We start from the raw sequence: 24,464 nt of genomic DNA, 5'->3' as shown, positions 1-24,464 counted from the left end.
GTCACAGGTACTGGCCGGTGCTCGTGACGTTCTCGATGGTCCGCGACGCCTCGATGCCCTTCTTGCCCTGGACGATCGTGCGGATGAACACGATCCGCTCGCCCTTCTTGCCGGAGATCCGGGCCCAGTCGTCGGGGTTGGTCGTGTTGGGCAGGTCCTCGTTCTCCTTGAACTCGTCCACGCACGCCGCGAGCAGGTGGTCAACGCGGATGCCGCGCTGCCCGGTGGACAGCAGGTCCTTGATCGCGGACTTCTTGGCGCGGTCGACGACGTTCTGGATCATGGCCCCGGAGTTGAAGTCCTTGAAGTACAGGACCTCCTTGTCCCCGCTGGCGTAGGTGACCTCGAGGAACCGGTTCTCGTCGGCCTCGGAGTACATCCGCTCCACGACGCGCGAGATCATCGCCTCGACCGCCGCGCTCGCGGACCCGCCGTGCTCCGCGATGTCGTCGTCGTGGATGGGCAGGTTCGCGGTCAGGTACTTCGCGAAGATCTCCCGTGCGCCCTCGGCGTCCGGGCGCTCGATCTTGATCTTCACGTCGAGGCGCCCCGGGCGCAGGATCGCGGGGTCGATCATGTCCTCGCGGTTGGACGCACCGATGACGATGACGTTGTCCAGCCGCTCGACCCCGTCGATCTCGGCCAGCAGCTGCGGCACGATCGTCGTCTCGACGTCGCTGGAGACGCCGGTGCCGCGGGTGCGGAACAGCGACTCCATCTCGTCGAAGAACACGACGACCGGGTGCCCCTGGGACGCCTTCTCCCGGGCGCGGGCGAAGATCAACCGGATGTGCCGCTCGGTCTCCCCCACGTACTTGTTGAGCAGCTCGGGGCCCTTGACGTTGAGGAAGTAGGAGCGGGCGTCCGCGACGTCGGCGCCGCGCGCCGCGGCGGCGGTCGCGGCCAGGGAGTGCGCCACCGCCTTGGCGATGAGCGTCTTGCCGCACCCCGGGGGGCCGTAGAGCAGGACGCCCTTCGGTGGCTTGAGGCCGTGCTCGCGGAACAGCTCGGGGTGCAGGAAGGGCAGCTCCACGGCGTCACGGATGGCCTCGATCTGCGGACCCAGCCCACCGATGTCCGCGTAGTCGATGTCCGGGACCTCCTCGAGGACGAGCTCCTCCACCTCGGCCCGCGGGATCACCTCGAACACGAACCCACTGCGGGGGTCGATCGTCAGCGCGTCGCCCACGCGCACGCCGCCGTCGGCGACCTGCCCGGCGAAGCGCACGACCCGCTCCTCGTCACCGCGCCCGACGACGAGCGCGCGGCCCTCGCCGAGCATCTCCTTGACCGTGACGATCTCGCCGACCTGCTCGTAACCGCCGGCCTCGACGACCGTGAGCGCCTCGTTGAGCATGACCTCCTGGCCGGGGCGCAACCGGTGCACGTCGAGGGAGGGGCTCGCGCCCACGTGCATCTTGCGGCCGGCGGAGACGATGTCCACCGTCCCGTCCTCCCGCGCACCGAGGAAGGTCGCGTAGGTGCCGGGCGGCTTGGCGAGGTCGTCCACCTGCCGCTTGAGCTCGAGGATCTGCTCGCGCGCCGCCACGAGCGCCTCGCTCAGGCGCTCGTTCTTCGCTGCCAGCACCGCGAGCTCGCGGTGCAGGTCACGTCCGGGGACAGCCGGTTCGGTCATGGTGCTCGGCCTCCGTTCCGCGCGATGCGCCCTTCCTCCGGTCCACCGTGCACGCCGCTGTGCCTGCTGGTCAGACGACACTAACCGCAGGTGTCAACACCTGGCGCGTGTCGCGGCCCGCGGGCCGAGGGCGTCCCGCAGGGTGGACGGCGCGCCCCGGGACGCGCCGCACGCACGGACCCGGGACGCACCACCGGGGGTCAGTCCCCCGTCGCGGGACCCTGCGGCCCGAGGTCCTCGGGGGCGACGTGCAGCTCGCGCCGCACCCGACGGATCTTCTTCGCGGACGTCTCGCGCTCCCCCATCGCCTCGGGCGACCACAGCTCGGGGTCGGTCACGGGCGCGCCGTCCTCGGCGACCGGGTACGACCCCTTGGCAGGCCGACGCTTGCGGTGCGGCGGCTCGACGCCGTCGGCGAGCCGGCGGGTCGTGAGCAGGAAGCCGGTGTGGCCGACCATGCGGTGCTGCGGCCGCACGGCCAGGCCCTCGAGGTGCCACCCGCGCACCATCGACTCCCACGCCTCGGGCTCGGTGAACCGGCCGTCCGACCGTGCGTCCTCGGCCAGGCGGGACAGCTGGGTCGTCGTCGCCACGTAGCAGACCAGGACACCCCCGGGTGCGAGCGCGGTCGCCACCGCGTCGAGGTTCTCCCAGGGCGCCAGCATGTCGAGCACCACCCGGTCCACCGTTCCGGGCTCCACCGCCGTGGGCAGCACGTCGGACAGGTCACCGAGCCGCAGGTCCCACGCGGGGTGCGGGCCGCCGAAGAACGTCTCGACGTTGCCGCGCGCGATCGCGGCGAAGTCCTCGCGGCGCTCGATGGACACCAGGCGTCCGCCGTCGCCCACCGCGCGCAGCAGGGACAGCGTGAGCCCACCGGAGCCCACGCCCGCCTCGACGACGGTCGCGCCGGGGAACACGTCGCCCATCGTGACGATCTGGCCGGCGTCCTTGGGGTACACGACCGCAGCACCGCGCGGCATCGACAGCACGTGGTCGGCCAGCAGCGGGCGGAGCGCCAGGTACGCGATGCCCGACGTGTTCTGCACGACGACGCCCTCGCTCGCGCCGATCAGGTCCGTGTGCCGCAGGTAGCCGCGGTGGGTGTGGAAGGCGCCGTCGGGGTGCAGCGTGACGGTGTGCAGCCGTCCTCGCGGGTCGGTCAGCTGGACGCGCTCGCCGACGCGGAAGGGACCGCGCCGCTGGGCGGCCCCGGTCGGTGCGGGCACGGCGGCGTCGTCGGAGGTCACGGGCGACGAGTCTAGGCGCCCCGCGACGCCCCACCGTCTCAGCAGCCCAGCTCGGCCACCACGTCCGCCCGCGCGTCCTCGACCGCGGCGACGTCCTCGCGCAGACGGTCGGCCCCGGCGGTGACGGCCGCGTCGTCCGCCAGCGCGTCGACCCCGTCGTCGACCCGCTCCCACGCGGCGTCGAGGGCGTCGACGCGTTCCCGCGCGAGGTCCTCGGCCGCGTCGTCCAGGGCGCCCTGCGCGTCCTCGGCGCGCCGGGCCGCGTCCTGGACGTCCGCGAGCGGGGCTCCCTCGCCGATCGTCTCGTCCAGCGAGGCGAGCGCGGCGGCGAGGTCCTCGGCGCGTTCGCACGCGCGGGTCGTGGCCGCCTCGGGCGTCCCGGTCGAGCACTGGGCCAGCAGCAGCGCCACGAGGCTCAGCAGGACGACGACGAGACGGGGACGACGCATGGCGCTCTCCTGGGGTCCGCCCGCACGGGGCTCCGGCTGTCACTGTCACCCGGGGCGCGCCGCCGTGCCTCACCCGGCGCGGATGAGCGCGCACCCGGCCCCCGCGCGCCGGCGGGCCCCGGGGCTTCTCGCACGCGGGTGCACGGAGGGGTCCGGGCGGGGGCACCCGGGTACCGCGGCAGGCGCGGCCGGGCACGGCGTCATCCGGTGGGCATGACGTCTCCGCGCGACACCCCTGCCAGGCTCGGTCCGCGTGAGCGAGGAGGCCTGATGCTCTACCACATCCGCGTCGTGTCGGCCGCGCACGACCTCGCGTCGCTCGCGGACTTCGCCGACGTCGTGGCGGCGCCCACACCGGACGGTGCCGCGCTGTCCTGCCGGCTGCCCGACGCCGCGGCGCTGACCGGCCTCGTCGCGCTGCTCACGGACCTGGGCCTGACCATCGCGGAGATCTACCGCGTCCCCGACGACGTGCCCCCGCCGCGGCCGCCGGCGTGACCGCGGCGGGGCACGGGGCCGCGCACCCCCGTGTCAGACCATCCCGCGCTCCACGGCCGTGCGGACGGCCGCCCGCCGACCCGCCACGCCGAGCTTGCGGTAGATCGCGCGCTGGTGCGTCTTGACGGTGTTGACGGACACGAACAACCCCGCGGCGATCTCCTCGGCCGTGGCGGCGGTGCGCAGCCGCACCAGGACGTCCCGCTCGCGCGGGGTCAGGTCCCACGACGAGCGCGTCATCGCCGGCGCGTCGGCGAGCCGTTCGAGGACCCGCGTCACGAGGGCGTCGTGGCGCCCGGCCCGCTCGAGGTGCTCCGACAGCAGCGCGCGCCAGCCGGGGTCGTCGACCAGGAAGGGCGTGACGAGCCCGAGCGGCGCGGCCAGGTCGAGCGCCGTCTCGAGCGTCGCGTGCGCGGTGCGCCGGTCCGGGGCGAGCCGGGCACGCACCAGCGCGGCGAGCACGCGCACCGGCAGGTGCCCGCCGCCGGGCGTGTCTCCACCGGGGACGGCGCCACCGGGCACGTCGCGGCTGCCCACGTCGCGCTCGTCGGCGGGGTCACCCGACGCGCCCTGCCCGCGCAGGCCGCCGAGCACCCGGCACGCCCCGGCGGCGTCCCCGGCGAGGCGGCGCAGCTCGGCCTCCCAGCACCGGCTCAGCGGCCCGTGCGCCGCGCTGCCCGCGGCGTCCGCGAGCAGGGCCAGCGCCTCGGTCGACCGGCCGTGCGCCGCGCGGTCGCGCGCGCGCACAGCGAGCAGGAGGTCCCGGACCTCGGGCGACAGGACCGTCCCGTCGCCGACGGTCGTCAGCGCGTGCCGGGCCCGCGCGAGGACACCGGGGTCGTGCGCGTCGAGCCCGACGAGTGCCAGGTACGCCCCCGCGGCGACGGTCGGCTCCGGACGCGCCGTGCCGGTCGCCCGCAGCACCTCCTCGAGGTGCTCGACCGCCGCCGTGAACTCCCCGCGCCAGTAGGCGAGCACGCCGAGGACGTGGGAGGCGCCCGCGGTGACGCCGCTGCCGGCCCAGCCGTGGACCGCCGCCTCGGCCAGGACGTCCGCCGCGAGCCGCCCCGCCTCGCCCGGGTCGTCGCCGTGCAGAAGTGCGACGCACGTCTCCGCGCGGCACGCGACGGCGACGGCTGTCCACCCGCGGGCCGTGGCCAGGTCCCGCGCCTCGGCGAGGTGCTGCACGGCGGACGTCGCGTCGCCGGCCCGCTGCGCCTCGGCCCGCCCCAGCAGGTACAGGCCGAGGGCGCGGTCCGACGGGCGCAACGGCTCCGCCGCGAGCAGCGCACGCGCGGCCGCGGTCCTCTCCTCCGGTGCGCCCACGCCGCCGGTGAGGAGCTCGACGCACCGCACGACCACCGCCGGCGCCCCGTCCGGCCCTCCGGCGCAGGCCGCGTTGCGCAGGGTGCGGACCGCCGCCAGCGCCACCTGCAGGTCGGGCGTCGCGGACACGGCGACGGGGATCGCGTCGACGAGCCGCTCGACGACGAGCGCGTCCCCCCGCACGAGCATCTCGGGCCACTGGTCCGCCAGGACCTCGACCGCGAGCGGCACCTCGCCGGCGGCGAGTGCGTGGCGCACCGCCGCGGCGGGGTCGGTGCGGCGCCGGTGCTCGGCGACCACGCGGTGCGCGCGGGCCGCACCGGCAGGGTCGTTGCGCTCGAAGGCCATGCGGGTGTGCGTGGCGACCAGGTCGTGCCACCGGTACACCGCCGGCAGACCGGCCCGGGCGACGGGCGTGACGAAGAGCTCGCGCGCGACGCACTCCGCGAGCGCGGCCGCCCCACCGGGCACCAGAAGCTCCGCCAGTGCGGGGTCGAGCGTCTCGCAGACGCTGCCGGTGAGCAGCAGCGTGCGCAGCCGGTCGGGCAGCGATCCGAGGACCTCCTCGACCAGGTACCCGGTCAGCGGCACCCGGGACGCCTCCATGCCCTCCAGGCGCGCGTCGATGCCGTCCTCGTCACCCGCGAGGAGGGCCAGGCGCACGGCCACGGGCCAGCCGCGGGTGACGGCGTGCAGCCGGGCGACCCGCTGCGGGTCGGCCCGGTGGCCGCCGGCACGGACCAGTGCGGCCACCTCCTCGGGCGTGAACGCGAGCCGGTCGGAGCGCAGCTCGCCCAACGCACCCCGCACCCGCAGCCGGTGCAGGGGCAGCACGGCGTCGTACCTGCTGGTCAGGACCAGGCGCAGGAGGTCGGGGCGGTAGCGGACGAGGGGGTCGAGGACGGCACGGACGCTCTCCAGCGGCAGCTCGTGCACATCGTCGACCACGAGGACGACGGACTGCTCGAGCCGCTCGAGCGCGGCGAGCAGCAGCTCGGTCGGGCCGGAGGCGGCGCCGGACCGCGTGGCTGCGACGACCGCGTCCAGCGCGTCCGCGGCGGGCGTGGCCGGCACCGCGAGCGCGACGGACGTGGCCAGCAGCCGGACGAGCCGCGGCACGTCGTCGAACCCGTCGAGGTTCGCCCACGCCACGGGCCCGGGGTGGCCGGCGCCCCACTGCCCGACCAACGTGGACTTGCCGTAGCCGGCGGGGGCCGTCACGGCGGTCACGCCGTGCGTCGCGAGCGCCTCGGCGAGGGCGGCGGTGCACCGCGGCCTGTCCACCTGCAGGGTCGGGGCGTGCGGCGCCGTCGTCTTGCCGACGGGCGGCCGCCCTGCGTCGCACGTCGCCGTCGACGTGCGCACGGTCGTCGTCATGCCGTCCCCCCGGGGCTGGACGCGATCCTGGGCCGAATCTAGCCCGCGGCCCCGGTGGTGTCCCCCGGGAGCGGCGCCGCGCCCCGGCGGTGCGTCAGCGCCGCAGGGCGGCGACCACGTCCGCCGTCCGCACCAGCGCGACCACGCGGCCGTCGACGACCGCCGCCATCACCGGTCCGTTCGCGGACGCGCGGGACAGCGCCGCCAGCAGGGCGTCGCCGGTCAGGGTGCCGTCCACCACGGTGCCCATGGGCAGCGGGGTGGCGACCGCGAGGACGTCCGTGCTGCCGGCGAGATCCGCGGGGACGCGCGCGGCCGCGTCGGCGTCCACGTACGCGGCCGGCCTGCCGTCGGGGGCGATCACGACCACCTCCGCGGCGTGCGCCGCAGCGGCGGTCGCCCGCGCCTGCGCCAGCGACGACCGGACCCCGACCGCGACGGCCGGCCGCCCGACGGTGGTGATCGTCATCGCGTCGACCACGCGTCCCGTGCGGCCGGCACGCACCGCGCCGGACGCGCCGGACCACAGGAACGCGCCGATCAGCGCGGCCCAGGCGACGGTGACGAGGTCGGGCGTGCCGCCCGTGACGTACGGCCGGACGAGGACCAGCAGCACGACCCCCACCGCGACGACGCGGCCCGTCCAGCCGGCGACGACGCTGCCGCGGTGGCGGTCGCCGGTGCCCGCCCACACGGCCGCCTCGAGGATGCGCCCGCCGTCCAGCGGCAGGCCGGGCACCAGGTTGAACAGCCCGACGAACCCGTTGGCGACGGCACCGGCCCAGGCCATCGCCCGCAGCACGCTGCCGTCGGGGGCGACGTGGTCGGCCAGCAGCAGGAACCCGCCCGCGAGCAGGAGGTTCGCGACCGGCCCCACGACCGCGACGAGCGCGCTGGTGGCGGGTGTGGGTGCCGCACCGCCGAACGTGGTGTGCCCGCCCCACAGCGTCAGGACGAACTCGCGCGGCTGCTGCCCCCGCGCCTTGGCGACGAGCCCGTGGGCGAGCTCGTGCACCAGGACCGACGCGAACAGCAGCACCACGAACACGAGGGCCACGAGGTACGGCAGCACCCCGCCGCCGGTGCCGGTCCACGTGCGCACGCTGGGCGTGAAGACGAGCGTCAGGACCACGGCGGCCAGCAGCCAGCTCGGGGCCAGGACGACGGGTGCACCGGCCACGCGGCCGATCACCCAGCCGGACCGACGGTCGGGTCGCGGTGCGCTCACGCGCCCAGCCTACGGTCGCGGTCGCGGCGAACCCGCTCGCGGCCGGGCAGGTCGCGTCCCCGCAGCGCCGGGGACCCCCCCCGGGGGGGCGCCGCCTGCAGGGGTGTCCGCGGTGTCGTGCGGACCGTCGTGTCGGCGGGCGCGCCTACCCTCGTGGCGTGAGCGTGGACATCGAGCAGGCCGAGGGCACCGACCGACCGCGGGCCACCGACAGTGCGCCCGGCACGGGCCGGCAGACCGGTGCGGCGCCCGGGGCCGTGGTCCCCGACGTCGTCGTCGGGGACCCACCCGCCGAGCGGCGCGCCCCCGGCCTGTCCCCCTCGCGCGCGAACGACTTCCTGCAGTGCCCGCTGCTGTTCCGGTTCCGCGTGGTCGACCGACTCCCCGAGCCGGCGTCGCCCGCGGCGGCGCGGGGCACGCTCGTGCACGCGGCGCTGGAGACGCTGTTCGACCTGCCGGCGCCCGAGCGCACGCTCGCCGCGGCGTGCGCCTCCCTGCCCGCGCGCTGGGCCGAGCTGCTGGAGCGGGACCCGCGGTACGGGGAGCTGCACACCACCGACGCCGAGCGTGCGGAGTTCATAGCCGAGGCCGAGCGCCTGCTCGCGACGTGGTTCACGCTCGAGGACCCCACGCGGCTGGAGCCGCGGGCGCGCGAGCTGCAGGTGCGGCACGACCTGCCCGACGGCCCCCAGCTGCGCGGCGTGGTCGACCGGGTGGACGTCGCCCCCAACGGGTGGGTCCGGGTCGTCGACTACAAGACGGGCCGCTCCCCGCGGGCGGGCTACGAGGGCTCCGCGCTGTTCCAGATGCGGTTCTACGCGTACGTCGTGTGGCGCACGCGGGGCGTCCTGCCCAAGCGCCTGCAGCTGGCGTACCTGGGCGACGGCGTGGTGGTGACCCACGAGCCGACCGAGCCGGAGATGCACACCCTCGAGGCGCGGGTCCGGTCGATCTGGGCCGGCATCGAGGACACGGCACGCGCCGGCGACTGGCGGCCGCGGCCGTCCCGGCTGTGCGACTGGTGCGCGTTCCGCGACCGGTGCCCCGCCTTCGGCGGCACGCCGCCCGAGGTCCCCGTCGGTGCGGTCGAGCGGGCGATCGGCGTCACGCCGGTGCCCACCGCCTGAGCGGTCAGTCCGCGTCGCGCAGGTGCAGGGTCTCCCCCGCCGCGATGCGGGCGATCACGTCGAGGTCGACGTGCAGCAGCGACGACGCGCGGGACACGCCGGCGGGCGGGTCGAGCGCGACGTGGGAGTCCACGGCCACGACCCGCGCCCCGCTGGCGACGGCCGAGGCGAGCCCCGACCGCGAGTCCTCGAAGGCGACGCACGCCGCGACGTCGACCCCGAGGGCCCGTGCAGCCGCGAGGTAGGGCTCCGGGTGCGGCTTGGGCCGCGTGACGGTGTCACCCGACACGACGACGTCGAACAGGCCCACCGCGTCCGCGAAGGGTGTGGCCAGGACGCCGAAGGACGACGTGACGAGCGCCTGCGGGACGCCGGCGGCGTGCAGCGCACGCAGGACCTCCTGCGCGCCGGGCTGCCAGGGGATCCCCGCGGCGACGGCCGCGCGCACCGCCGTGTTGAGGGCGTCCGCGATCTCCGCGACGTCGAGCGCCACGCCGGCCGCCTGCAGGAGCCCGGCGGACACGTCCATCGAGCTGCCGATCATCGCGACCGCGTCCTGCGGCGTCCAGACCCCGCCGTGGGCCTCCACGAGCTCGATCTCGGCGGCCATCCAGTACGGCTCGGTGTCGATGAGCGTCCCGTCCATGTCCCACAGGATCGCGGCGGGCAGCGCCGGGCCACCCACGTCCTGCGCGGCGGCGGGTCCGGTCGGGTTCGTGACGGTGCTCAGGGGTGTCTCCGGGGGGTGCGGGGGCGGGCGTGGACGGTCGCACGAGCGTACCGGCGGGGTCCGACGCCCCGCCGTCGTCCGGCCCGTGCGCCGCTCGCACCCTAGGCTGGGACGGTGAGCGAGCACGCAGCCCCCGACCTGCCCGCACGTGAGACCGTCCTGCTCGCGGCCTTCGAGGGCTGGAACGACGCGGGCGCCGCCGCGACGGCGGCCCTGGAGCACCTGCACGACGTGTGGGGTGCCGAGCAGGTCGACGAGCTCGACCCGGAGGAGTACCACGACTTCCAGGTGAACCGGCCCGTCGTCGGGATGGGACCCGAAGGGACGCGCGAGATCACGTGGCCCACCACGGCCGTGGCGGTCGCCACGACACCCCGCTCCGGCCGGCAGGTCGTGCTCGTGCACGGGATCGAGCCGTCGATGCGCTGGCGCCGGTACTGCGGCGAGCTCCTGGACATCGCGGCCGGGCTGGGGGTCCGGACGATCGTCACGGTCGGCGCCCTGCTGGCGGACGTGCCGCACACGCGGCCCATCCCCGTGAACGCGACCAGCGAGGACGGGCACGTGCGCGAGGTGATGGGTCTGGAGCCCAACACCTACGAGGGCCCCACGGGCATCGTCGGGGTCCTGCAGCACGAGGCGGCGGCCCGTGGCATGCAGGCGCTGTCCCTGTGGGCGGCGGTCCCGCACTACGTGGCGGCTCCCCCGTCGCCGAAGGCGACGCTGGCGATCCTGCACCGCATCGAGGGCCTGCTCGGCGAGCCGGTCCCCCTGGCGGACCTGCCGGAGGACGCCGCGGCGTGGCAGCACGGCGTGGACGAGCTGGCGGGCGAGGACTCGGAGATCGGCGAGTACGTGCGCCAGCTCGAGGAGGCCAAGGACACCGCGGAGCTGCCCGAGGCCAGCGGCGAGGCGATCGCGCAGGAGTTCGAGCGCTACCTGCGGCGCCGGGACAAGGGCACCGGCGGCTGACCGCCGCTGGACGCCCCGGTCGCGGGGCACCCCCGGGCCGCGCGTCGGCCCCGGGGGTCAGCTCACATCCGCGGTCTGCTCACATCCGCACGCCGAGCAGGGCGTCGATGGTCCGCGCGACGACGCCGGGCGCGCCCTCGTCGAACGGCACGTCGCCCGCCAGCGCGGTCGCCGCCCACGCGTCGACCACCGCGAGCGCACGCGGCGTGTCGAGGTCGTCCGCGACCGCGGCCCGCACCTCGGCCAGGACCGGTGCGGCGTCGGGCCCACCGTTGCCGGACAGCGCGCGACGCCACGTGACGAGGCGCCGCTGCGCGTCGGCCAGGTCCGCCTCGGTCCACTCCCAGTCGTCGCGGTAGCGGTGGGCCAGCACGGCGAGCCGCACGGCCATGGGCTCGACGCCCTGGGCCAGCAGCGTCGAGACGAGCACGAGGTTGCCCCGCGACTTGCTCATCTTGTGGCCCTCGTAGCCGACCATCCCCGTGTGCACGTGCGCCCGGGCGGACTCCCCCGCGTCCAGCAGGCGCAGGTGCGAGGAGCTGCACTCGTGGTGCGGGAAGACCAGGTCGGATCCGCCGCCCTGCACGTCGAACGGCACGCCGAGAGCGTCGCGTGCGATGACCGAGCACTCGATGTGCCAGCCGGGCCGCCCACGGCCGAGCCCGGGCGCGTCCCACGCCGGCTCGCCGGGACGCTCCGCTCGCCACAGCAGCGGGTCCAGCGGGGACCGCTTGCCGGGTCGGTCCGGGTCACCGCCGCGCTCCGCGCTCAGGGCGAGCATCGTGGCGGGGTCGAGCCGTGCGACCGTCCCGAACGCAGGGTCCACGGACAGGTCGGCGTAGACGTCCTCGCCACCGTCGGGCGCGGGCAGCCGGTAGGCGGCGCCACGGGCCAGCAGGTGGTTCACGCCGTCGACGACCTGCGGCACGGACTCCACGACGCCGCGGAACACCTCGGGCGGGACCACACCCAGTGCGGCCATGTCCGACGCGAACAGCGCCGTCTGGTCGGCGGCCAGCGCGCGCCAGTCGACCCCGGTGGCCGTCGCCCGCTCGAGCAGCGGGTCGTCCACGTCGGTGACGTTCAGCGCGTAGGTCACGCGCTGCCCGGCGTCGCGCCACGCACGCCCGAGCACGTCGAACGCGATGAACGTCGCGGCGTGGCCCAGGTGGGTCGCGTCGTAGGGCGTGATGCCGCACACGTAGAGCCGGGCGTCGGCGCCGGGCGCGGCCACGACCAGCTGTCCGGACGACGTGTCGTGGACGCGGACCGGCTCGCCCGTCCCGGGCAGCCGAGGGATCTGGGGGGCGGGCCAGGTGAGCACGCCAGGAAGCCTAACCGCCGTCGCGCGGCGTCCCCGCGCACCGCCGGTGCCCCACCTGCGCCGCTCGCACCGGGCACGCGTGCCGGGGTCGTGCAGGAGGGCGCCTGGCGACAGGCCGCGCGCAAGATCTCCGCGTGGGCCGCGATGATCGCGGTGCCGACGCTCGTCGCGGGGATCTACGGCATGAGCTTGCGCCACGTGCCCCAGCTGTCGTGGACGTTCGGCTACGCGCTCGCGCTGCTGCTCATGGCGGGCGCGTCGTTCGCGCTCTGGCGCGCGTTCCGGCGTTCCGGGTGGCTGTGAGCCGTCAGGCGTTCGTCGGCGCCGTCACCGGCTCGAGGACGCCCGTGAGCAGCAGCACCACGACGAGCGCGGCCAGGCCGAGCCGGTAGTACACGAAGGGCGTGTAGCTGAAGGTCGACACGATCTTGAGGAACGCGATGATGACGACGTAGCCGACCACGAAGGCGACGAGCGTCGCGATCAGGGTGGCCCCGAACCCGGGCGTCCCCGCCTCACCGAAGTCGCCGACGCTCTTGGCGAGCTGGAAGAACCCCGAGCCGAACACTGCGGGGATCGCGAGCAGGAACGAGTACCGCGCGGCGGCCTCACGGGTGTAGCCCATGAGCAGCCCGCCGGTGATCGTGCCGCCGGAGCGGGAGACACCGGGCACCAGCGCGAGGGCCTGCCAGAACCCGAAGGCCAGCGCGTGGCGTGGCGTCAGCTCGTCCAGCGTGCGGGTCTTGGCCCCCCGGCGGTCGGCCCAGCCGAGCACGAGGGCGAAGACGGCCAACGTCAACGCCACCAGCCACAGGTTGCGGAACGGGCGCTCGATCGCGTCCTGGAACGCCAGGCCCAGCACCACGATCGGCACCGTGCCCAGGGCGATGAACCAGGCCATGAGCGCGTCGTGGTCCGACGGACGCCCCGCCGGCATGCCGGCGCGCGAGCGCCAGTCCGTGCCGTACGCGCCCCGCAGCGCCGCCCACCAGGCCAGCACGATGCGCTTGATGTCGCGGCGGAAGTACAGCAGGACCGCGGTCTCCGTGCCGAGCTGCGTGATCGCGGTGAACGCCGCACCCGGGTCGCCCGACCCGACCAGCTCACCCACGATGCGCAGGTGCGCGCTGGAGGAGACCGGGAGGAACTCCGTCAGCCCCTGGACCAGCCCCAGGAGGATCGCCTCGCCTGTCCCGATACCCGTCGCCACGAGGCGCAACGATAGCGGTGCCCCGCGACGGTGGCGCGCGGCCCGGCGTACCGGGCGGACCCGCGGACGCGGCTAGGGTGGCGCCCCATGGAGCACCGCCGTCTGGGCCGTACGGGTCTGCGCGTCTCGTCCCTGGGCCTCGGCACCATGACGTGGAGCCGGGACACCGACGACCACGAGGCGGCCGACCAGCTGCGCGACTTCGTCGAGGCCGGCGGCACGCTCGTCGACACCTCGGCCGCGTACGCCGACGGCGGCGCCGAGGAGCTGCTGGGCACGCTGCTCGGGGACGTCGCGGCGCGTGAGGACGTCGTCATCTGCACCAAGGCGGGCGTGCGGCGCACCGCCGACGGGGGCGTCGTCGACGCCTCGCGCGGGGCGCTGCTGGACAGCCTCGACGGCTCGCTGCGGCGGCTGCGCACGGACCACGTGGACCTGTGGCTCGCGACGCCTGACGCCCGCACCCCGCTCGAGGAGACCGTCTCGGCGCTGCGCCACGCCGTGGCGGTCGGCAAGGCGCGGTACGTCGGGCTGTCCAACCACGCCGGGTGGCAGGTGGCCCGGGCGGCGACGCTGCTGGAGCACGACCCGGGGCTCGCGGGCGTCGAGGCGGAGTACTCGCTGCTGCAGCGTGGCGTCGAGCGTGAGGTGCTGCCCGCCTGCACGGCGCTCGGTGCGGGCCTGCTGGCCTGGTCACCGCTGGGTCGCGGTGTCCTGACGGGCAAGTACCGGCGCACGATCCCGGCGGACTCGCGGGCGGCCTCCGCGCACCTCGCGGGGTTCGTGCAGCCCTACCTCACGGCCGACGCCGCCGGGGTGGTCGACGCCGTCGTCACCGCCGCCGCCGGTCTGGACCGCACCCCCCTGGAGGTCGCCCTCGCCTGGGTGACGTCACGACCCGGTGTGGCCAGCGCGGTCGTCGGCGCGCGCACGGCCACGCAGCTGCGGGGCGCGCTCGCGGTCGACGACCTGCGGCTGCCGCCGGAGATCGTCGTCGCCCTCGACGAGATCACCGCACCGCCGGCCGGCTACCCGGAGCGCTGAGGACGCGCCGGCGTCGGGCACCGGCCCACGGGTCGGTCCGCCCCTGCGGGTCAGGCGCCCGCGTGCGGGTAGGCGAGGTCGTCGTCGTCGACCTCCCCGTGCTCGTCCAGGTCGTCGTCGTCCTCGTCGTCGAGGTCGTCCTCGTCGAGGTCGTCGTCGTCCTCGTCGTCCTCGTCGTCCTCCTCGGCGAGGTAGAACGGGGTCGCCTCCCCGTGCTCCGTGCCCAGCGCGTCGTCGTAGACCTCGAACGCGTCGGCCAGGACGTCGTAGGCGTCGTCCACCACCGGGTCGTCGTCGCCCTGCTTGGCGAGGACGGCGGCGTAGTGCGCCTCGAGGGCGGCGACCAGACGGTCGAGGGCGGCACGCGGGTCCACGGTCATGCGACGACGGTAGCGCCGCGCAGGGCACAATGGCAGCGCATCGGCGCTCGTGGGCGCTCCTGGCACGACGCCGGGCCCGGACGGGCGGGACGGGGTGAGGCGATGGCGAAGAACACGGTGCGCGACCGGCGCAGCGAGTGGGACACGCAGGGCGGGCAGTGGGAGTACCGGGTCCTGCGGATCCCGCCGACGACCTCGGGCGGTGACGCCCGCCGTCTGCTGACGGACGAGGCCGAGTACGGGCGGTGGGAGCTGGCCCGTCTGCGGCTGTACGCGGGCGGCGAGCGACGTGTGTGGCTGCGCCGCAAGATCATCCGCGTGCGCTCCACGCTGGCCGAGACCCTCGGCTGACCGGCCGGCCGGGAACGCCGACGCGTGCCGGGCCGCCCGGCGGCGGTTGCCCGGCACCGTCGTCAGCAGGTCGAGAGGAGCCGGTCCAGCACGCGCGTGCCGAACTGCAGGGCGTCGACCGGCACCCGCTCGTCGACGCCGTGGAACATCCCGGCGAAGTCCAGGTCGGCGGGCAGCCGCAGCGGCGCGAAGCCGTACCCCGTGATGCCCAGGCGCGACAGCGACTTGTTGTCGGTGCCGCCCGAGAGCATGTAGGGCAGGACGTGCGCTCCCGGGTCCTCCGCGAGGACCGCCGCGGTCATGGCGTCGACCAGCGCACCCTCGAACGGCACCTCGAGCCCGGTGTCACGCACGAGGTCCTCGACCTGCACGTGAGGACCTGCCAGGCCGGCGACGGTCTCGTCGAACTCGGCCGAGCGACCGGGCAGGAACCGGCCGTCGACCACGGCCGTCGCCTCCCCGGGGATGACGTTCTCCTTGTACCCGGCGGCCAGACGCGTGGGGTTGGTCGAGTGGCGCAGCGTCGCCCCCACGAACCGCGACACCGGTCCCAGCGCCTCGACCAGCGCCTCGACGCCCGCGGGGTCGTCCGCGTCGAACGGCAGCCCCGTGAGGTCCGCGACCCCCTCGAGCAGCGCACGCACGGTCGGCGTGAGCTGCAGCGGCCAGGGGTGCGCACCGATGCGGGCGACGGCCGCCGCCAGGTGCGTCACCGCGTTGTCGGTGCTGACCTGGCTGCCGTGCCCGGCGCGGCCCCGGGCCACGAGCCGCAACCACGCCAGGCCCTTCTCCGCGGTCTGCAGCAGGTACACCCGCTGCCCGGCGACGTCGACGGAGAAGCCCCCGACCTCGCTGATCGCCTCGGTGGCACCGGCGAACAGCTCGGGTCGGTGCTCGACGGCCCAGTGCGCGCCGAGCCGACCGCCCGCCTCCTCGTCGGCGAACATCGCGACGACGACGTCACGGGCCGGCCGCCGGCCCTCGCGGACCATCTGCCGCACGACGGCGAGCACCATCGCGTCCATGTCCTTCATGTCGACCGCACCGCGGCCCCACACCAGGCCGTCGCGCAGCTCGCCGGCGAACGGGTCCACCGACCAGTCGGGCGCGTGGGCGGGCACCACGTCGAGGTGCCCGTGCACCACCAGGGCCGGCCGTGACGGGTCGGCGCCCTCCAGCCGCACGACGACGTTGGCCCGTCCCGGCTCGCTCTCGAACAGCTCCGGCTCCAGGCCGACGTCCTGCAGCAGACCCACGACGTACTCCGCCGCCGCCCGCTCCCCCGGCCCCGTGCCGTCGCCCGGGTTGGTGGTGTCGTACCGGATGAGCTCGCGGCACAGGTCGACGACCTCGTCCGCGGCGGTGGCCCCGCCGCTCACCGCGCGACCGCCCCGAGCAGGCCGCGCCGCGTGAGCAGCGGCTCCATGCGCGGGCCCCGACCCCGCAGGTCCGCGAACGACTGCAGCGGGTCCACCGACCCGCCCCGGGCCAGCAACCGGGCGCGGAACGTGTCGCCGTTGGCGCGGTCCAGCCCGCCGTTCTCGGTGAACCACTCCACGGTGTCGGCGTCGAGCACCTCGGACCAGATGTACGCGTAGTAGCCGGCCGAGTACCCGCTGCAGAAGATGTGGTTGAAGTACGTCGTGCGGTACCGCGGCGGGACCGTGCGCAGGTCGACGCCGGCGGCGCGCAGCGCGCGGGCCTCGAACTCCACGACGTCGGCCGGGTCCGCCGGCACCTCCTGGGGGGTCAGCCGGTGCCAGGCCTGGTCCAGCAGCGCGGCGGCGAGGTACTCCGTGGTGGCGAACCCCTCGCCGTCCTGACGGCCCGCGAGCAGCGTCCGCACCCACTCCTCGGGCATCGGCTCGCCGGTCTCGTGGTGCACCGCGAACGACCGCAGCACCTCGGGGTCCCACGCCCACATCTCGTTGACCTGCGACGGGTACTCGACGAAGTCCCGCGGCACGTTGGTCCCGGACTGCGACGGGTAGCGCACGTCGGACAGCAGCCCGTGCAGCGCGTGCCCGAACTCGTGGAAGAGCGTGATGACCTCGTCCCAGGTCAGCAGCGTCGGCTCCCCGGGCGGCGGCTTGGGCACGTTGAGGTTGTTGACCACGACGGGCGCGTCGCGCAGCAGCGTCGACTGCTCCACCAGGGAGTTCATCCACGCGCCGCCACGCTTGGCAGGACGCGTCCACCAGTCGCCGAGGAACAGCCCGAGGCCCGAGCCGTCGGCGTCGAACACCTCGAAGACGCGGACGTCGGGGTGGTAGCCGACCAGGTCGTGCCGCTCGGCGAACGTCAGGCCGTAGAGGCGGTTGGCCGCCAGGAAGACGCCGTCGGCGAGCACGCGCTCGAGCTCCAGGTAGGGACGCAGCTCCGCCTCGTCCAGGGCGCGGCGCTCCTGCCGCACGCGCCCGGCGTAGTACGCCCAGTCCCACGGCTCCAGCGAGGACCCCGGGTGGTCGGCCTGCAGCGCGTTCTCGAGGTCCGCGGCCTCGGCGCGCGCGTTGGCGACGGCCGCGGGTGCCAGCTGCGACAGCATGTCCTCCACCGCCTGCGCCGACCCCGCCGTGGCGTCCGCGGCGACGTAGGCGGCGTGGTGCTCGAAGCCCAGCAGGCGGGCCCGCTCGGCACGCAGCCGCACCATGCCCAGCAGGGTGCTGCGGGTGTCGTTCTCGTCGCCGGCGGCCCCGCGGCCCAGCGACGCGGTCATGATCCGCTCCCGCAGCCCGCGGTCGCGCAGCAGCGACAGCACGGACTGCTGGGTGGGCAGCTGCAGCTCGATGAGCCAGGCGCCCTCGTGGCCGCGCGCGGTGGCCGCCTGCGCCGCCGCGGCGCGCGCGTCCTCGGGCAGCCCGTCGAGCTCCGCCTCGTCCGTGACGAGCACGGCCGCCGCGTTGGTCGCGGCCAGGAGCCGCCGGCCGAACGTCGCGTCGAGCGTGGTCAGCTCGGCGTTGATGGCACGCAGCCGCTCCTGCTCCTGCGGCCCGAGCCCGACACCCGCGCGCGCGAACCGGGTGCGGGTGCGGTGCAGCAGCCACGCCGTGTCGGGCGCGAGCTGCGCGCCCTCGGCCTCGAGCGCCGCGGCGAGCGCCTCCACGCGGGCGTGCAGCCGGGCGTCCAGCCAGATGGCGTCGGAGTGCTCGGCGAGCAGCGGCGCGACCTCCTCCTCGATCGCCTGCAGGCCCGGCGTGGAGTCCGCACCGGCCTGGACGTAGAACGCCGACGCGGCCCGCGACAGCAGCTTTCCGGAGCGCTCCAGGGCCTCGAGCGTGTTCTCGACGGTGGGCTCGGCGGGGTCGGTGGCGACGGCCTCGACCTCGGCGCGCTGCTCGGCCATGCCGGCACGGATCGCCGGGAGGAAGTGCTCCTCGCGCAGCTCCCGGAAGTCCGGGAGGCCGTAGGGCAGGTCGGACGCCCGGGCGAACGGGTTGGCGGGGTCGAGCGGCAGCGCGTCGGAGGTCATGGGGCCATCGTCACAGACGCGGGCACCGCCGGGCACGCGCCGGCGCACCGGGGCGTCGCGTCGCGCACGTCACGCCTCCGGTGCGGGGCCGTGCGGGGCGCGGTGCGGCCGGTGGCTCGGCGCTGCGCGTCGCCCTACGCCGCCGGCAACGCGTCGGGTGACGTCCAGGGGTAGCCGTGGGCCTGCGCGACCGCCGCGTTGAGCAGCCGGCCACCGTGCGTCGTCAGACCGCCCGCGAGCGCCGGGTCCGCCGCCGCGGCACCCTGCCACCCCAGGTCGGCCAGCGAGGCGAGGTACGGCAGCGTCGCGTTGGTCAGCGCGCGGGTCGACGTCACCGGGACCGCCCCGGGCATGTTGGCGACGCAGTACAGCACGGAGCCGTGCACACGGAACGTCGGCTCGTCGTGGGTCGTGGCCCGGGTGTCCTCGAAGCAACCGCCCTGGTCGACGGACACGTCGACCAGCACCGACCCCTGCCGCATGCGGGACACCAGCTCGTTGCTGACGAGGCGGGGCGCGCGCGCCCCGGGCAGCAGGACCGCGCCGACCACGAGGTCGGCGTCGAGCAACTCGTGCTCGATCGCCCAGGTCGACGACGCGATCGTGCGCACGCGCCCGCCGAAGAGGTCGTCGAGCTCGCGCAGCCGCGGCACCGACAGGTCGAGCACCGTCACGTCGGCGCGCATGCCGGCGGCGATCTGAGCGGCGTGCGTCCCGACGACGCCGCCGCCGAGGACCACGACCTTGGCGCCGTCGACGCCGGGCACCCCGCCGAGCAGCAGGCCGCGGCCCCCCTCGTTGCGCATGAGGTGGTAGGCGCCCACCTGCGTGGCGAGCCGCCCGGCGACCTCGCTCATGGGTGCGAGCAGCGGGAGCGAGCCGTCGGGCAGCTGCACGGTCTCGTACGCGATCGACGTGGTGCCGGCGGACAGCAGCGCGTCGGTGGTGGGCCGGTCGGCGGCCAGGTGCAGGTAGGTGAACAGCGTGAGGTCCTCGCGCAGGTAGCCGTACTCCTGGGCGATCGGCTCCTTCACCTTGCACACCAGCTCGGCCGCCCACGCGTCGGCGGCGGTGGGGACGATGCGGGCGCCGGCGGCGGCGTAGTCCTCGTCGGGCACGGCGGAACCGGCACCCGCGCCGGCCTCGACGAGGACCTTGTGCCCGCGCGCGACGAGGTGCTGCACCCCGGCCGGGGTCAGGGCGACCCGGTACTCGCGGTTCTTGGTCTCGCGCGGGACGCCGACCTGCATGACGGATCTCCTGTGGCCGAGGGCGGTGGTGCGGTCCGTCCAGTGTCCTGCGGGGACGTTGCGCCCGCATGACGACCTGATGGCGGTCGGTAGCGTGGCCGTGTGTCGACCGTGCACCGCAAGTCCCGCCAGGACGCGCCCGCCGGGTTCTTCGCGTGCGAGGCCGCGGGTCTGCGCTGGCTGGCCGCCGCCGGGGGCGTCCCGGTCGTCGAGGTCCTCGACGTCGCTGACGACCACCTCGACCTGGTGCGGCTGCTCCCCGTCCCCCCGGACGCCGCCGCGGCCCGGGCGTTCGGGAGGGACCTGGCCCGCACGCACGACGCCGGGGCCGCGGCGTTCGGAGCACCGCCCGACGGGTGGTCCGGGGACGGGTGGTTCGGCCCCCTGGACGCACCGTTGCCGATGCCGGCAGGGTCGTACGACGCGTGGGGGCCGTTCCTCGCGGACTGCCGCATCGAGCCGGTCGCGCGGGACCTGCGCCGCGCGGGCCTGACCACCCCGCAGGACGACGACGCCTTCGGCAGGCTCGCGGACCTGCTGCGGGCGGGCCGCTGGGACGACGGCGAGCCGCCCGCGCGCCTGCACGGCGACCTGTGGCAGGGCAACGTGGTGTGGACGGCGCGGGGCGCGACCCTGATCGACCCGGCGGCGCACGGCGGGCACCGCGAGACCGACCTGGCCATGCTCGAGCTCTTCGGCCTGCCCCACCTCGACGAGGTGCTGCGGGGGTACGAGGAGGTGCACCCGCTGCCGGGCCGGCGGCACCGGGTGGGTCTGCACCAGCTGTACCCGGTCGCGGTGCACGCCCTGCTGTTCGGCGGCGGGTACGTCGCGCAGACCCGGGCGCTGCTGCGCGACGTCCTCGTGTGAGAACTTCGTGAGGGACCCGGGCACGACAGGCGGGCACCCGGATCGGCGGGTTAGCGTCGCAATGTCCCGGACCACGGCACCGGCGCCGTGCGGGCCGGGACGACCGATCGACCCACGCCCGGGAGGCCCCTCATCACACGCCCCATCGTCCTCGTCCACGGCACCCGCACGTCCTCGGAGATCTGGTCGCCCCAGGTCCGGGCGCTGCAGCGCAGCGGGCACCCGACGGTGGCGATCGACCTGCCGGGGCACGGCTCGCGCTCCGACGAGCGGTTCACGCTCGACGGCGCCCTGGCCGCGATCGACGACGCGGTGCGGTCCTGCGCGCAGCAGCCGCTGCTGGTAGGGCTGTCGCTGGGCGGCTACACGGCGCTGGCGTACGCGGGGCGCCACGAGGAGCGCATCGCGGGCATCGTGCTGGCGGGCTGCTCGACGGAGATCAAGGGCAAGCCGCTGTCGCTGTACCGCCGGGCGGCGCACCACGTCACGCGGTGGTTCGGCCTGGGCAAGGGCTCGTGGCACGTCGTGACCGACATGCTGACCGCGATGGCCGGCTACTCCCCGCTGAACGACCTGCGCCGTGTGCTGCTGCCGGTCTGGCTCGTCAACGGTGCGCGCGACCCGCTGCGCCTCGACGAGCGGCGCTACCTGCGCGCGGTGCCCCGCGCCCGCCTGACCGTCGTCCCCGGCGCGGGCCACGACGTCAACTCCCACGCCCCCGCCGCCTTCAACCGGGTGCTGCTGGACGCGTTGCACGAGCTCGCGGCCCGCAGGCCCGCGCCCGCCCTGGCCGCAGCCGCCTGACGTCCCGCTGCCCTCGCCGGACGACGACGGAGGGAGCCGGCTGGTGCACCACCTCGAGCTCAGCGGCCGCCGGATCCGGCTGCTGCACGCGTCCGCGCGCAGCGTCCACGTGCGCGTGCACTTCCACCACACGGACGAGGAGTTCGCCGGGATGTTCGCGACCACCGAGCTCACGGGTGACGGCCCGGTGCCGACGATGGTCGGGTACGGCGCCGTCCACGACACCTACGTCGAGACGCAGGACGGTCGCACGCTGTTCAACGTCGGCAGCGTGGGCAACCCGCTCGACGAGCCGACCGCCTCCTACGTCGTGCTCGAGGGCGAGCCGGGTGGTGACGCGTCGGCTCCGTTCTCGCTGCAGGTGGTGCGGGTGCCGTACGACGTCGAGGCCGAGATCGCGGTGGCCCGGGACCTGGGGATGCCCGAGCGCGAGGCGTACGCGATCGAGCTGCGCACGGCCGTGTACCGGGGTCTGCACGCGGAGCGCGGCCTGCGCGCCGACGACGTCTGAGCGCGCGCGCCGACCGACCGGGCCGTGCGCACCCCGCCGGGCGGACGGGCCCGCCGGGGTCAGCGGTCTGCAGCGCCGAGGAACGTGCGCAGCGCGGACACGAACGCCTCGGGCTGCTCGGAGTGCACCCAGTGCCCGGCGCCCTTGATCGTCACGAGCGTCGTGCGGGGGAACAGGCGCCGCATCGCCGGACCGTGCTCGGGCCTCACGTAGTCCGAGCGGTCCCCGGCGACCCACAGCACCGGGTGGTCGAACGTGGCGTCCCCCACGTCGGGGAACCCGCCGATCGTGGGCAGGTCGCGGCGCAGCAGGTCGAGGTTGGCCTGCCACCGGAACCCGTCGCCGTCGGCACGCAGGTTCTGCAGCAGGAAGCCGCGCACCCGGGCGTCGTGGACGCGCTCCGCGAGCCGCTCGTCGGCCTCGCCGCGGCGGGTCAGCGTGCTCAGGTCGATCGCCGCGAGGCTGTCGAGCAGGTGCGCGAACTCCCCCAGCGACCCTCCGGACGCCGGGGCGATGTCCGCGACGACGAGCCGGTCCACGAGATCGGGGTGCCGCAGGGCGAGCAGCATGGCGACCTTGCCGCCCATCGAGTGCCCGACGACGTGCACGGGCCCGTCCGCGGCGAACCCGCCCCGCAGGTGCTCGGCCACCAGGTCGGCGGTCCCCGCGTAGTCGACGTCCTCGGTCCAGCCCGAGCGGCCGTGGTTGGGCAGGTCGACGAGCAGCGAGCGGAAGTCCGGCGCCAGCGCCTTGGCGACCTGCGTGAAGTTGCGCCCCTGGCCGAACAGCCCGTGCAGGAAGACGACCGGCTGCCCGGACTCCCCCACGGTGGTGCTGACGACGGGCGGCGCGCTGGTGCTCACGGGGCCCGAGCCTAGGGCGTGGTCCGTGCCGCGACCCGCCGGCGACGGCCGACGGTGTGCGCTGCCCGTGGCGGATCCGCCGTCGGCAGCGCGCCGTCCCGGGCGTCCCGGGCCCGGCGCAGGGTGGGGTCATGACCACACCGACACGTCCCTACGACGACGAGCTGCTCGCGCGGCTGGCCGACGAGCGCGTCGTCGCGCTCAGCACGGCGCTCGACGAGCAGACCGGGCACCGCCTGACCGCGCAGCTGCTGCTGCTGTCGGCCGACGACCCGCGCACCGACATCACGTTGTGGATCAGCTCGCCCGGCGGGTCCGTCCCCGCGATGCTCGCGGTCCACGACGTCATGCGGCTGATCCCCAACGACGTGCGGACCGTGGCGGCCGGGATGGCCGCGAGCGCCGGGCAGTTCCTGCTCTCGGCCGGCACGCCCGGCAAGCGGTACGCGCTGCCGCACGCGCGGGTGCTGCTGCACCAGGGGTCGGCGGGCATCGGCGGCACCGCCGTGGACGTGGAGCTGCAGGCCGACGACCTGCGGCACACGCGCGACACCGTGCTGGGGCTGATCGCGCAGCACACGGGCCAGCCGGTCGACCGCGTGCGGGAGGACTCGCTGCGCGACCGCTGGTTCACGGCGCAGGAGGCGCTCGCGTACGGGTTCGTCGACGCGGTCACCCCTGGCCTGGCCGACGTGCGCCCCCGGCACCCGGGCGCCACGGTGGGGATCGCGGGGTTCGGCGCATGAGCGGCTACCTGGTGCCGAACGTCGTCGAGCGGCGCGGCACCGTCGAGCGGTCGGTGGACGTGTTCAGCCGGCTGCTGTCCGAGCGGATCGTCTACCTGGGCACGCCGCTGGACGACGGGGTGGCGAACGTGCTGCTCGCGCAGCTGCTGCACCTGGAGGCGGACAACCCCGACCTGCCGATCCAGCTGTACGTGAACTCCCCCGGCGGCGACACGTCGGCGATGCTCGCCGTCTACGACGCGATGCAGTACGTGCGCCCCGACGTCGAGACCACCTGCGTGGGGCAGGCCGCGGCGGACGCGGCCGTGCTGCTGGCGGGGGGCGCCGCCGGGCGGCGCGCGATCCTCGCGCACGGTCGGGTGGTGCTGCACCAGCCGTCGACCCGCGGGCAGGGGACGGTGCCCGACCTCATCCTGGCCGCGGACGAGGTGGTGCGGGTGCGGGCCCAGCTCGAGGAGGTGCTGTCCCGCCACACGGGCAAGGACACGGCGACCCTGCGCCGCGACACCGACCGCGACCTGGTGCTGACGGCCGAGCAGGCGGTGGCGTACGGCATCGCCGACCACGTGGTGCGGTCACGGGGACGCTGACGGGGCGAGCGGCCCCGCACCGGCGCCGGCGGGCCCGCAGGCGTCAGGCGGCCAGCAGGACGTCCGGACGCCGCGGTGCCGCGGGGCCGTCCGCCCGCCCCGGCAGCGCGGACAGGGACCGGACCGTCCCGCCCACGCGCCCGCGCACGGCCGTGCGGCCCAGGACCGCGGCGATGCCCTCGGCGAGGTCGACGAGCGTCAGCCCGAGGGCGTCCGTCAGTGCCGCCAGCACCTCGGACGACGGCTCCTTCAGCCCTCGCTCGACCTCGGAGAGGTACTGCGGCGACAGTCGCGCCCGGGCGGCCACGTCGACCAGGCGCAGCCCGCGGTCCTCCCTGGCCGCCCGCAGCAGCGCGCCGATGGTCCGCCGCCACGCCGACGGGCGTCGCGGCACGAGCGGGGCGAGCGGGACGACGTCGTGGTCCATGGACCGAACCTAGGTCCGTCGGGGTCGGCGCG

At 75.6% G+C, this 24,464-nt stretch carries 25 protein-coding genes; 11 read left to right on the top strand and 14 right to left on the bottom strand.

Annotated features, from left to right (window positions below):
- Position 1 precedes the first annotated feature (1 nt).
- The 3 genes from arc to J1G43_RS09490 form a co-directional block, all read right to left on the bottom strand.
- Positions 2-1,636 (bottom strand): proteasome ATPase, encoded by a 1,635-nt coding sequence (gene arc / locus J1G43_RS09500; RefSeq protein ID WP_207341225.1) that lies wholly within the window; start codon positions 1,634-1,636, stop codon positions 2-4.
- 200 nt (positions 1,637-1,836) lie between these two features.
- Positions 1,837-2,886 (bottom strand): tRNA (adenine-N1)-methyltransferase, encoded by a 1,050-nt coding sequence (locus J1G43_RS09495; protein ID WP_249670541.1) that lies wholly within the window; start codon positions 2,884-2,886, stop codon positions 1,837-1,839.
- A 38-nt stretch (positions 2,887-2,924) separates the two neighbouring features.
- The gene (locus J1G43_RS09490) at positions 2,925-3,335 is read right to left on the bottom strand and encodes a hypothetical protein (protein WP_207378376.1); all 411 of its coding nucleotides are present in this window, start codon (positions 3,333-3,335) and stop codon (positions 2,925-2,927) included.
- Positions 3,336-3,605: 270 nt separating this feature from the next.
- Between J1G43_RS09490 and J1G43_RS09485 the strand changes: the two genes are divergently transcribed.
- Positions 3,606-3,833 carry a hypothetical protein gene (locus tag J1G43_RS09485; protein ID WP_207341223.1) on the top strand — a complete coding sequence of 76 codons (228 nt, stop codon included), beginning with the start codon at positions 3,606-3,608 and terminating at the stop codon, positions 3,831-3,833.
- Positions 3,834-3,866: 33 nt separating this feature from the next.
- Here J1G43_RS09485 and J1G43_RS09480 read toward each other — a convergent pair whose 3' ends face one another.
- Both J1G43_RS09480 and J1G43_RS09475 read right to left on the bottom strand, forming a co-directional pair.
- Positions 3,867-6,536, bottom strand: a complete 2,670-nt coding sequence (locus J1G43_RS09480) for a LuxR C-terminal-related transcriptional regulator (RefSeq protein WP_207341222.1) — start codon at positions 6,534-6,536, stop codon at positions 3,867-3,869.
- 94 nt (positions 6,537-6,630) lie between these two features.
- Entirely contained in the window at positions 6,631-7,764 is a 1,134-nt protein-coding gene (locus J1G43_RS09475) for a site-2 protease family protein (RefSeq protein WP_207378375.1), read from the bottom strand.
- Positions 7,765-8,021: 257 nt separating this feature from the next.
- On the opposite strand from J1G43_RS09475, the gene J1G43_RS09470 reads away from it, so the two are divergent.
- Positions 8,022-8,891 (top strand): PD-(D/E)XK nuclease family protein, encoded by an 870-nt coding sequence (locus J1G43_RS09470; RefSeq protein WP_207378462.1) that lies wholly within the window; start codon positions 8,022-8,024, stop codon positions 8,889-8,891.
- Between the two features lie 4 nt (positions 8,892-8,895).
- Here J1G43_RS09470 and J1G43_RS09465 read toward each other — a convergent pair whose 3' ends face one another.
- Positions 8,896-9,576, bottom strand: coding sequence for an HAD family phosphatase (locus J1G43_RS09465; protein WP_307859538.1), 681 nt, complete (start codon positions 9,574-9,576; stop codon positions 8,896-8,898).
- A 159-nt stretch (positions 9,577-9,735) separates the two neighbouring features.
- Between J1G43_RS09465 and J1G43_RS09460 the strand changes: the two genes are divergently transcribed.
- A complete protein-coding gene (locus tag J1G43_RS09460; RefSeq protein WP_207341220.1) occupies positions 9,736-10,593 on the top strand; it encodes a PAC2 family protein in 858 nt (285 codons plus the stop codon).
- A gap of 79 nt (positions 10,594-10,672) precedes the next feature.
- Here J1G43_RS09460 and mshC read toward each other — a convergent pair whose 3' ends face one another.
- A complete protein-coding gene (mshC, locus tag J1G43_RS09455; protein WP_207341219.1) occupies positions 10,673-11,917 on the bottom strand; it encodes a cysteine--1-D-myo-inosityl 2-amino-2-deoxy-alpha-D-glucopyranoside ligase in 1,245 nt (414 codons plus the stop codon).
- Positions 11,918-12,007: 90 nt separating this feature from the next.
- Between mshC and J1G43_RS19370 the strand changes: the two genes are divergently transcribed.
- Positions 12,008-12,220, top strand: a complete 213-nt coding sequence (locus J1G43_RS19370) for a CorA family divalent cation transporter (protein WP_307859537.1) — start codon at positions 12,008-12,010, stop codon at positions 12,218-12,220.
- A 4-nt stretch (positions 12,221-12,224) separates the two neighbouring features.
- Here J1G43_RS19370 and J1G43_RS09445 read toward each other — a convergent pair whose 3' ends face one another.
- On the bottom strand, positions 12,225-13,127 hold the full coding sequence (locus tag J1G43_RS09445) for an undecaprenyl-diphosphate phosphatase (protein WP_372437906.1): 903 nt from the start codon (positions 13,125-13,127) through the stop codon (positions 12,225-12,227).
- 87 nt (positions 13,128-13,214) lie between these two features.
- On the opposite strand from J1G43_RS09445, the gene J1G43_RS09440 reads away from it, so the two are divergent.
- Positions 13,215-14,171, top strand: a complete 957-nt coding sequence (locus J1G43_RS09440) for an aldo/keto reductase (RefSeq protein ID WP_207378373.1) — start codon at positions 13,215-13,217, stop codon at positions 14,169-14,171.
- Between the two features lie 50 nt (positions 14,172-14,221).
- Here J1G43_RS09440 and J1G43_RS09435 read toward each other — a convergent pair whose 3' ends face one another.
- Positions 14,222-14,551, bottom strand: coding sequence for a primosomal protein (locus tag J1G43_RS09435; protein ID WP_207341217.1), 330 nt, complete (start codon positions 14,549-14,551; stop codon positions 14,222-14,224).
- Positions 14,552-14,653: 102 nt separating this feature from the next.
- On the opposite strand from J1G43_RS09435, the gene J1G43_RS09430 reads away from it, so the two are divergent.
- Positions 14,654-14,902: a DUF5703 family protein gene (locus J1G43_RS09430; RefSeq protein ID WP_207378372.1), complete on the top strand. Its 249-nt coding sequence runs from the start codon at positions 14,654-14,656 to the stop codon at positions 14,900-14,902.
- A gap of 62 nt (positions 14,903-14,964) precedes the next feature.
- Here J1G43_RS09430 and J1G43_RS09425 read toward each other — a convergent pair whose 3' ends face one another.
- From J1G43_RS09425 to ald, 3 genes are all read right to left on the bottom strand, one after another.
- Complete coding sequence (locus J1G43_RS09425) at positions 14,965-16,281, bottom strand: M20/M25/M40 family metallo-hydrolase (protein WP_207378371.1); 1,317 nt, start codon at positions 16,279-16,281, stop codon at positions 14,965-14,967.
- A complete protein-coding gene (locus J1G43_RS09420) occupies positions 16,278-18,371 on the bottom strand; it encodes a M3 family metallopeptidase (protein WP_207341214.1) in 2,094 nt (697 codons plus the stop codon). Before J1G43_RS09420 ends, J1G43_RS09425 begins: the two co-directional genes overlap by 4 nt.
- Positions 18,372-18,505: 134 nt before the next feature.
- The gene (gene ald / locus J1G43_RS09415; RefSeq protein WP_207341213.1) at positions 18,506-19,621 is read right to left on the bottom strand and encodes an alanine dehydrogenase; all 1,116 of its coding nucleotides are present in this window, start codon (positions 19,619-19,621) and stop codon (positions 18,506-18,508) included.
- 102 nt (positions 19,622-19,723) lie between these two features.
- On the opposite strand from ald, the gene J1G43_RS09410 reads away from it, so the two are divergent.
- The 3 genes from J1G43_RS09410 (at position 19,724) to J1G43_RS09400 (ending at position 21,806) form a co-directional block, all read left to right on the top strand.
- On the top strand, positions 19,724-20,491 hold the full coding sequence (locus J1G43_RS09410; RefSeq protein ID WP_207341212.1) for a fructosamine kinase family protein: 768 nt from the start codon (positions 19,724-19,726) through the stop codon (positions 20,489-20,491).
- An 87-nt stretch (positions 20,492-20,578) separates the two neighbouring features.
- Positions 20,579-21,295, top strand: coding sequence for an alpha/beta fold hydrolase (locus J1G43_RS09405; RefSeq protein ID WP_249670542.1), 717 nt, complete (start codon positions 20,579-20,581; stop codon positions 21,293-21,295).
- A gap of 43 nt (positions 21,296-21,338) precedes the next feature.
- Complete coding sequence (locus tag J1G43_RS09400; RefSeq protein ID WP_207378370.1) at positions 21,339-21,806, top strand: metallophosphoesterase; 468 nt, start codon at positions 21,339-21,341, stop codon at positions 21,804-21,806.
- Positions 21,807-21,865: 59 nt separating this feature from the next.
- Here the strand turns inward: J1G43_RS09400 and J1G43_RS09395 are convergent, their stop codons facing one another.
- The gene (locus J1G43_RS09395; protein ID WP_207341211.1) at positions 21,866-22,669 is read right to left on the bottom strand and encodes an alpha/beta fold hydrolase; all 804 of its coding nucleotides are present in this window, start codon (positions 22,667-22,669) and stop codon (positions 21,866-21,868) included.
- Between the two features lie 131 nt (positions 22,670-22,800).
- On the opposite strand from J1G43_RS09395, the gene J1G43_RS09390 reads away from it, so the two are divergent.
- Positions 22,801-23,415 (top strand): ClpP family protease, encoded by a 615-nt coding sequence (locus J1G43_RS09390; protein ID WP_207341210.1) that lies wholly within the window; start codon positions 22,801-22,803, stop codon positions 23,413-23,415.
- Positions 23,412-24,005, top strand: coding sequence for a ClpP family protease (locus tag J1G43_RS09385; RefSeq protein ID WP_207378369.1), 594 nt, complete (start codon positions 23,412-23,414; stop codon positions 24,003-24,005). The genes J1G43_RS09390 and J1G43_RS09385 overlap by 4 nt, the downstream gene beginning before the upstream one ends.
- A gap of 43 nt (positions 24,006-24,048) precedes the next feature.
- Here the strand turns inward: J1G43_RS09385 and J1G43_RS09380 are convergent, their stop codons facing one another.
- Positions 24,049-24,432 (bottom strand): helix-turn-helix domain-containing protein, encoded by a 384-nt coding sequence (locus tag J1G43_RS09380; protein WP_207341208.1) that lies wholly within the window; start codon positions 24,430-24,432, stop codon positions 24,049-24,051.
- Between the last annotated feature and the right edge of the window lie 32 nt (positions 24,433-24,464).

Origin of the sequence: Cellulomonas sp. zg-ZUI22 (assembly GCF_017353535.1) — a bacterium.
GTDB lineage: Bacteria > Actinomycetota > Actinomycetes > Actinomycetales > Cellulomonadaceae > Cellulomonas > Cellulomonas wangleii.
This window is presented reverse-complemented; position numbering and strand designations above follow the sequence as displayed.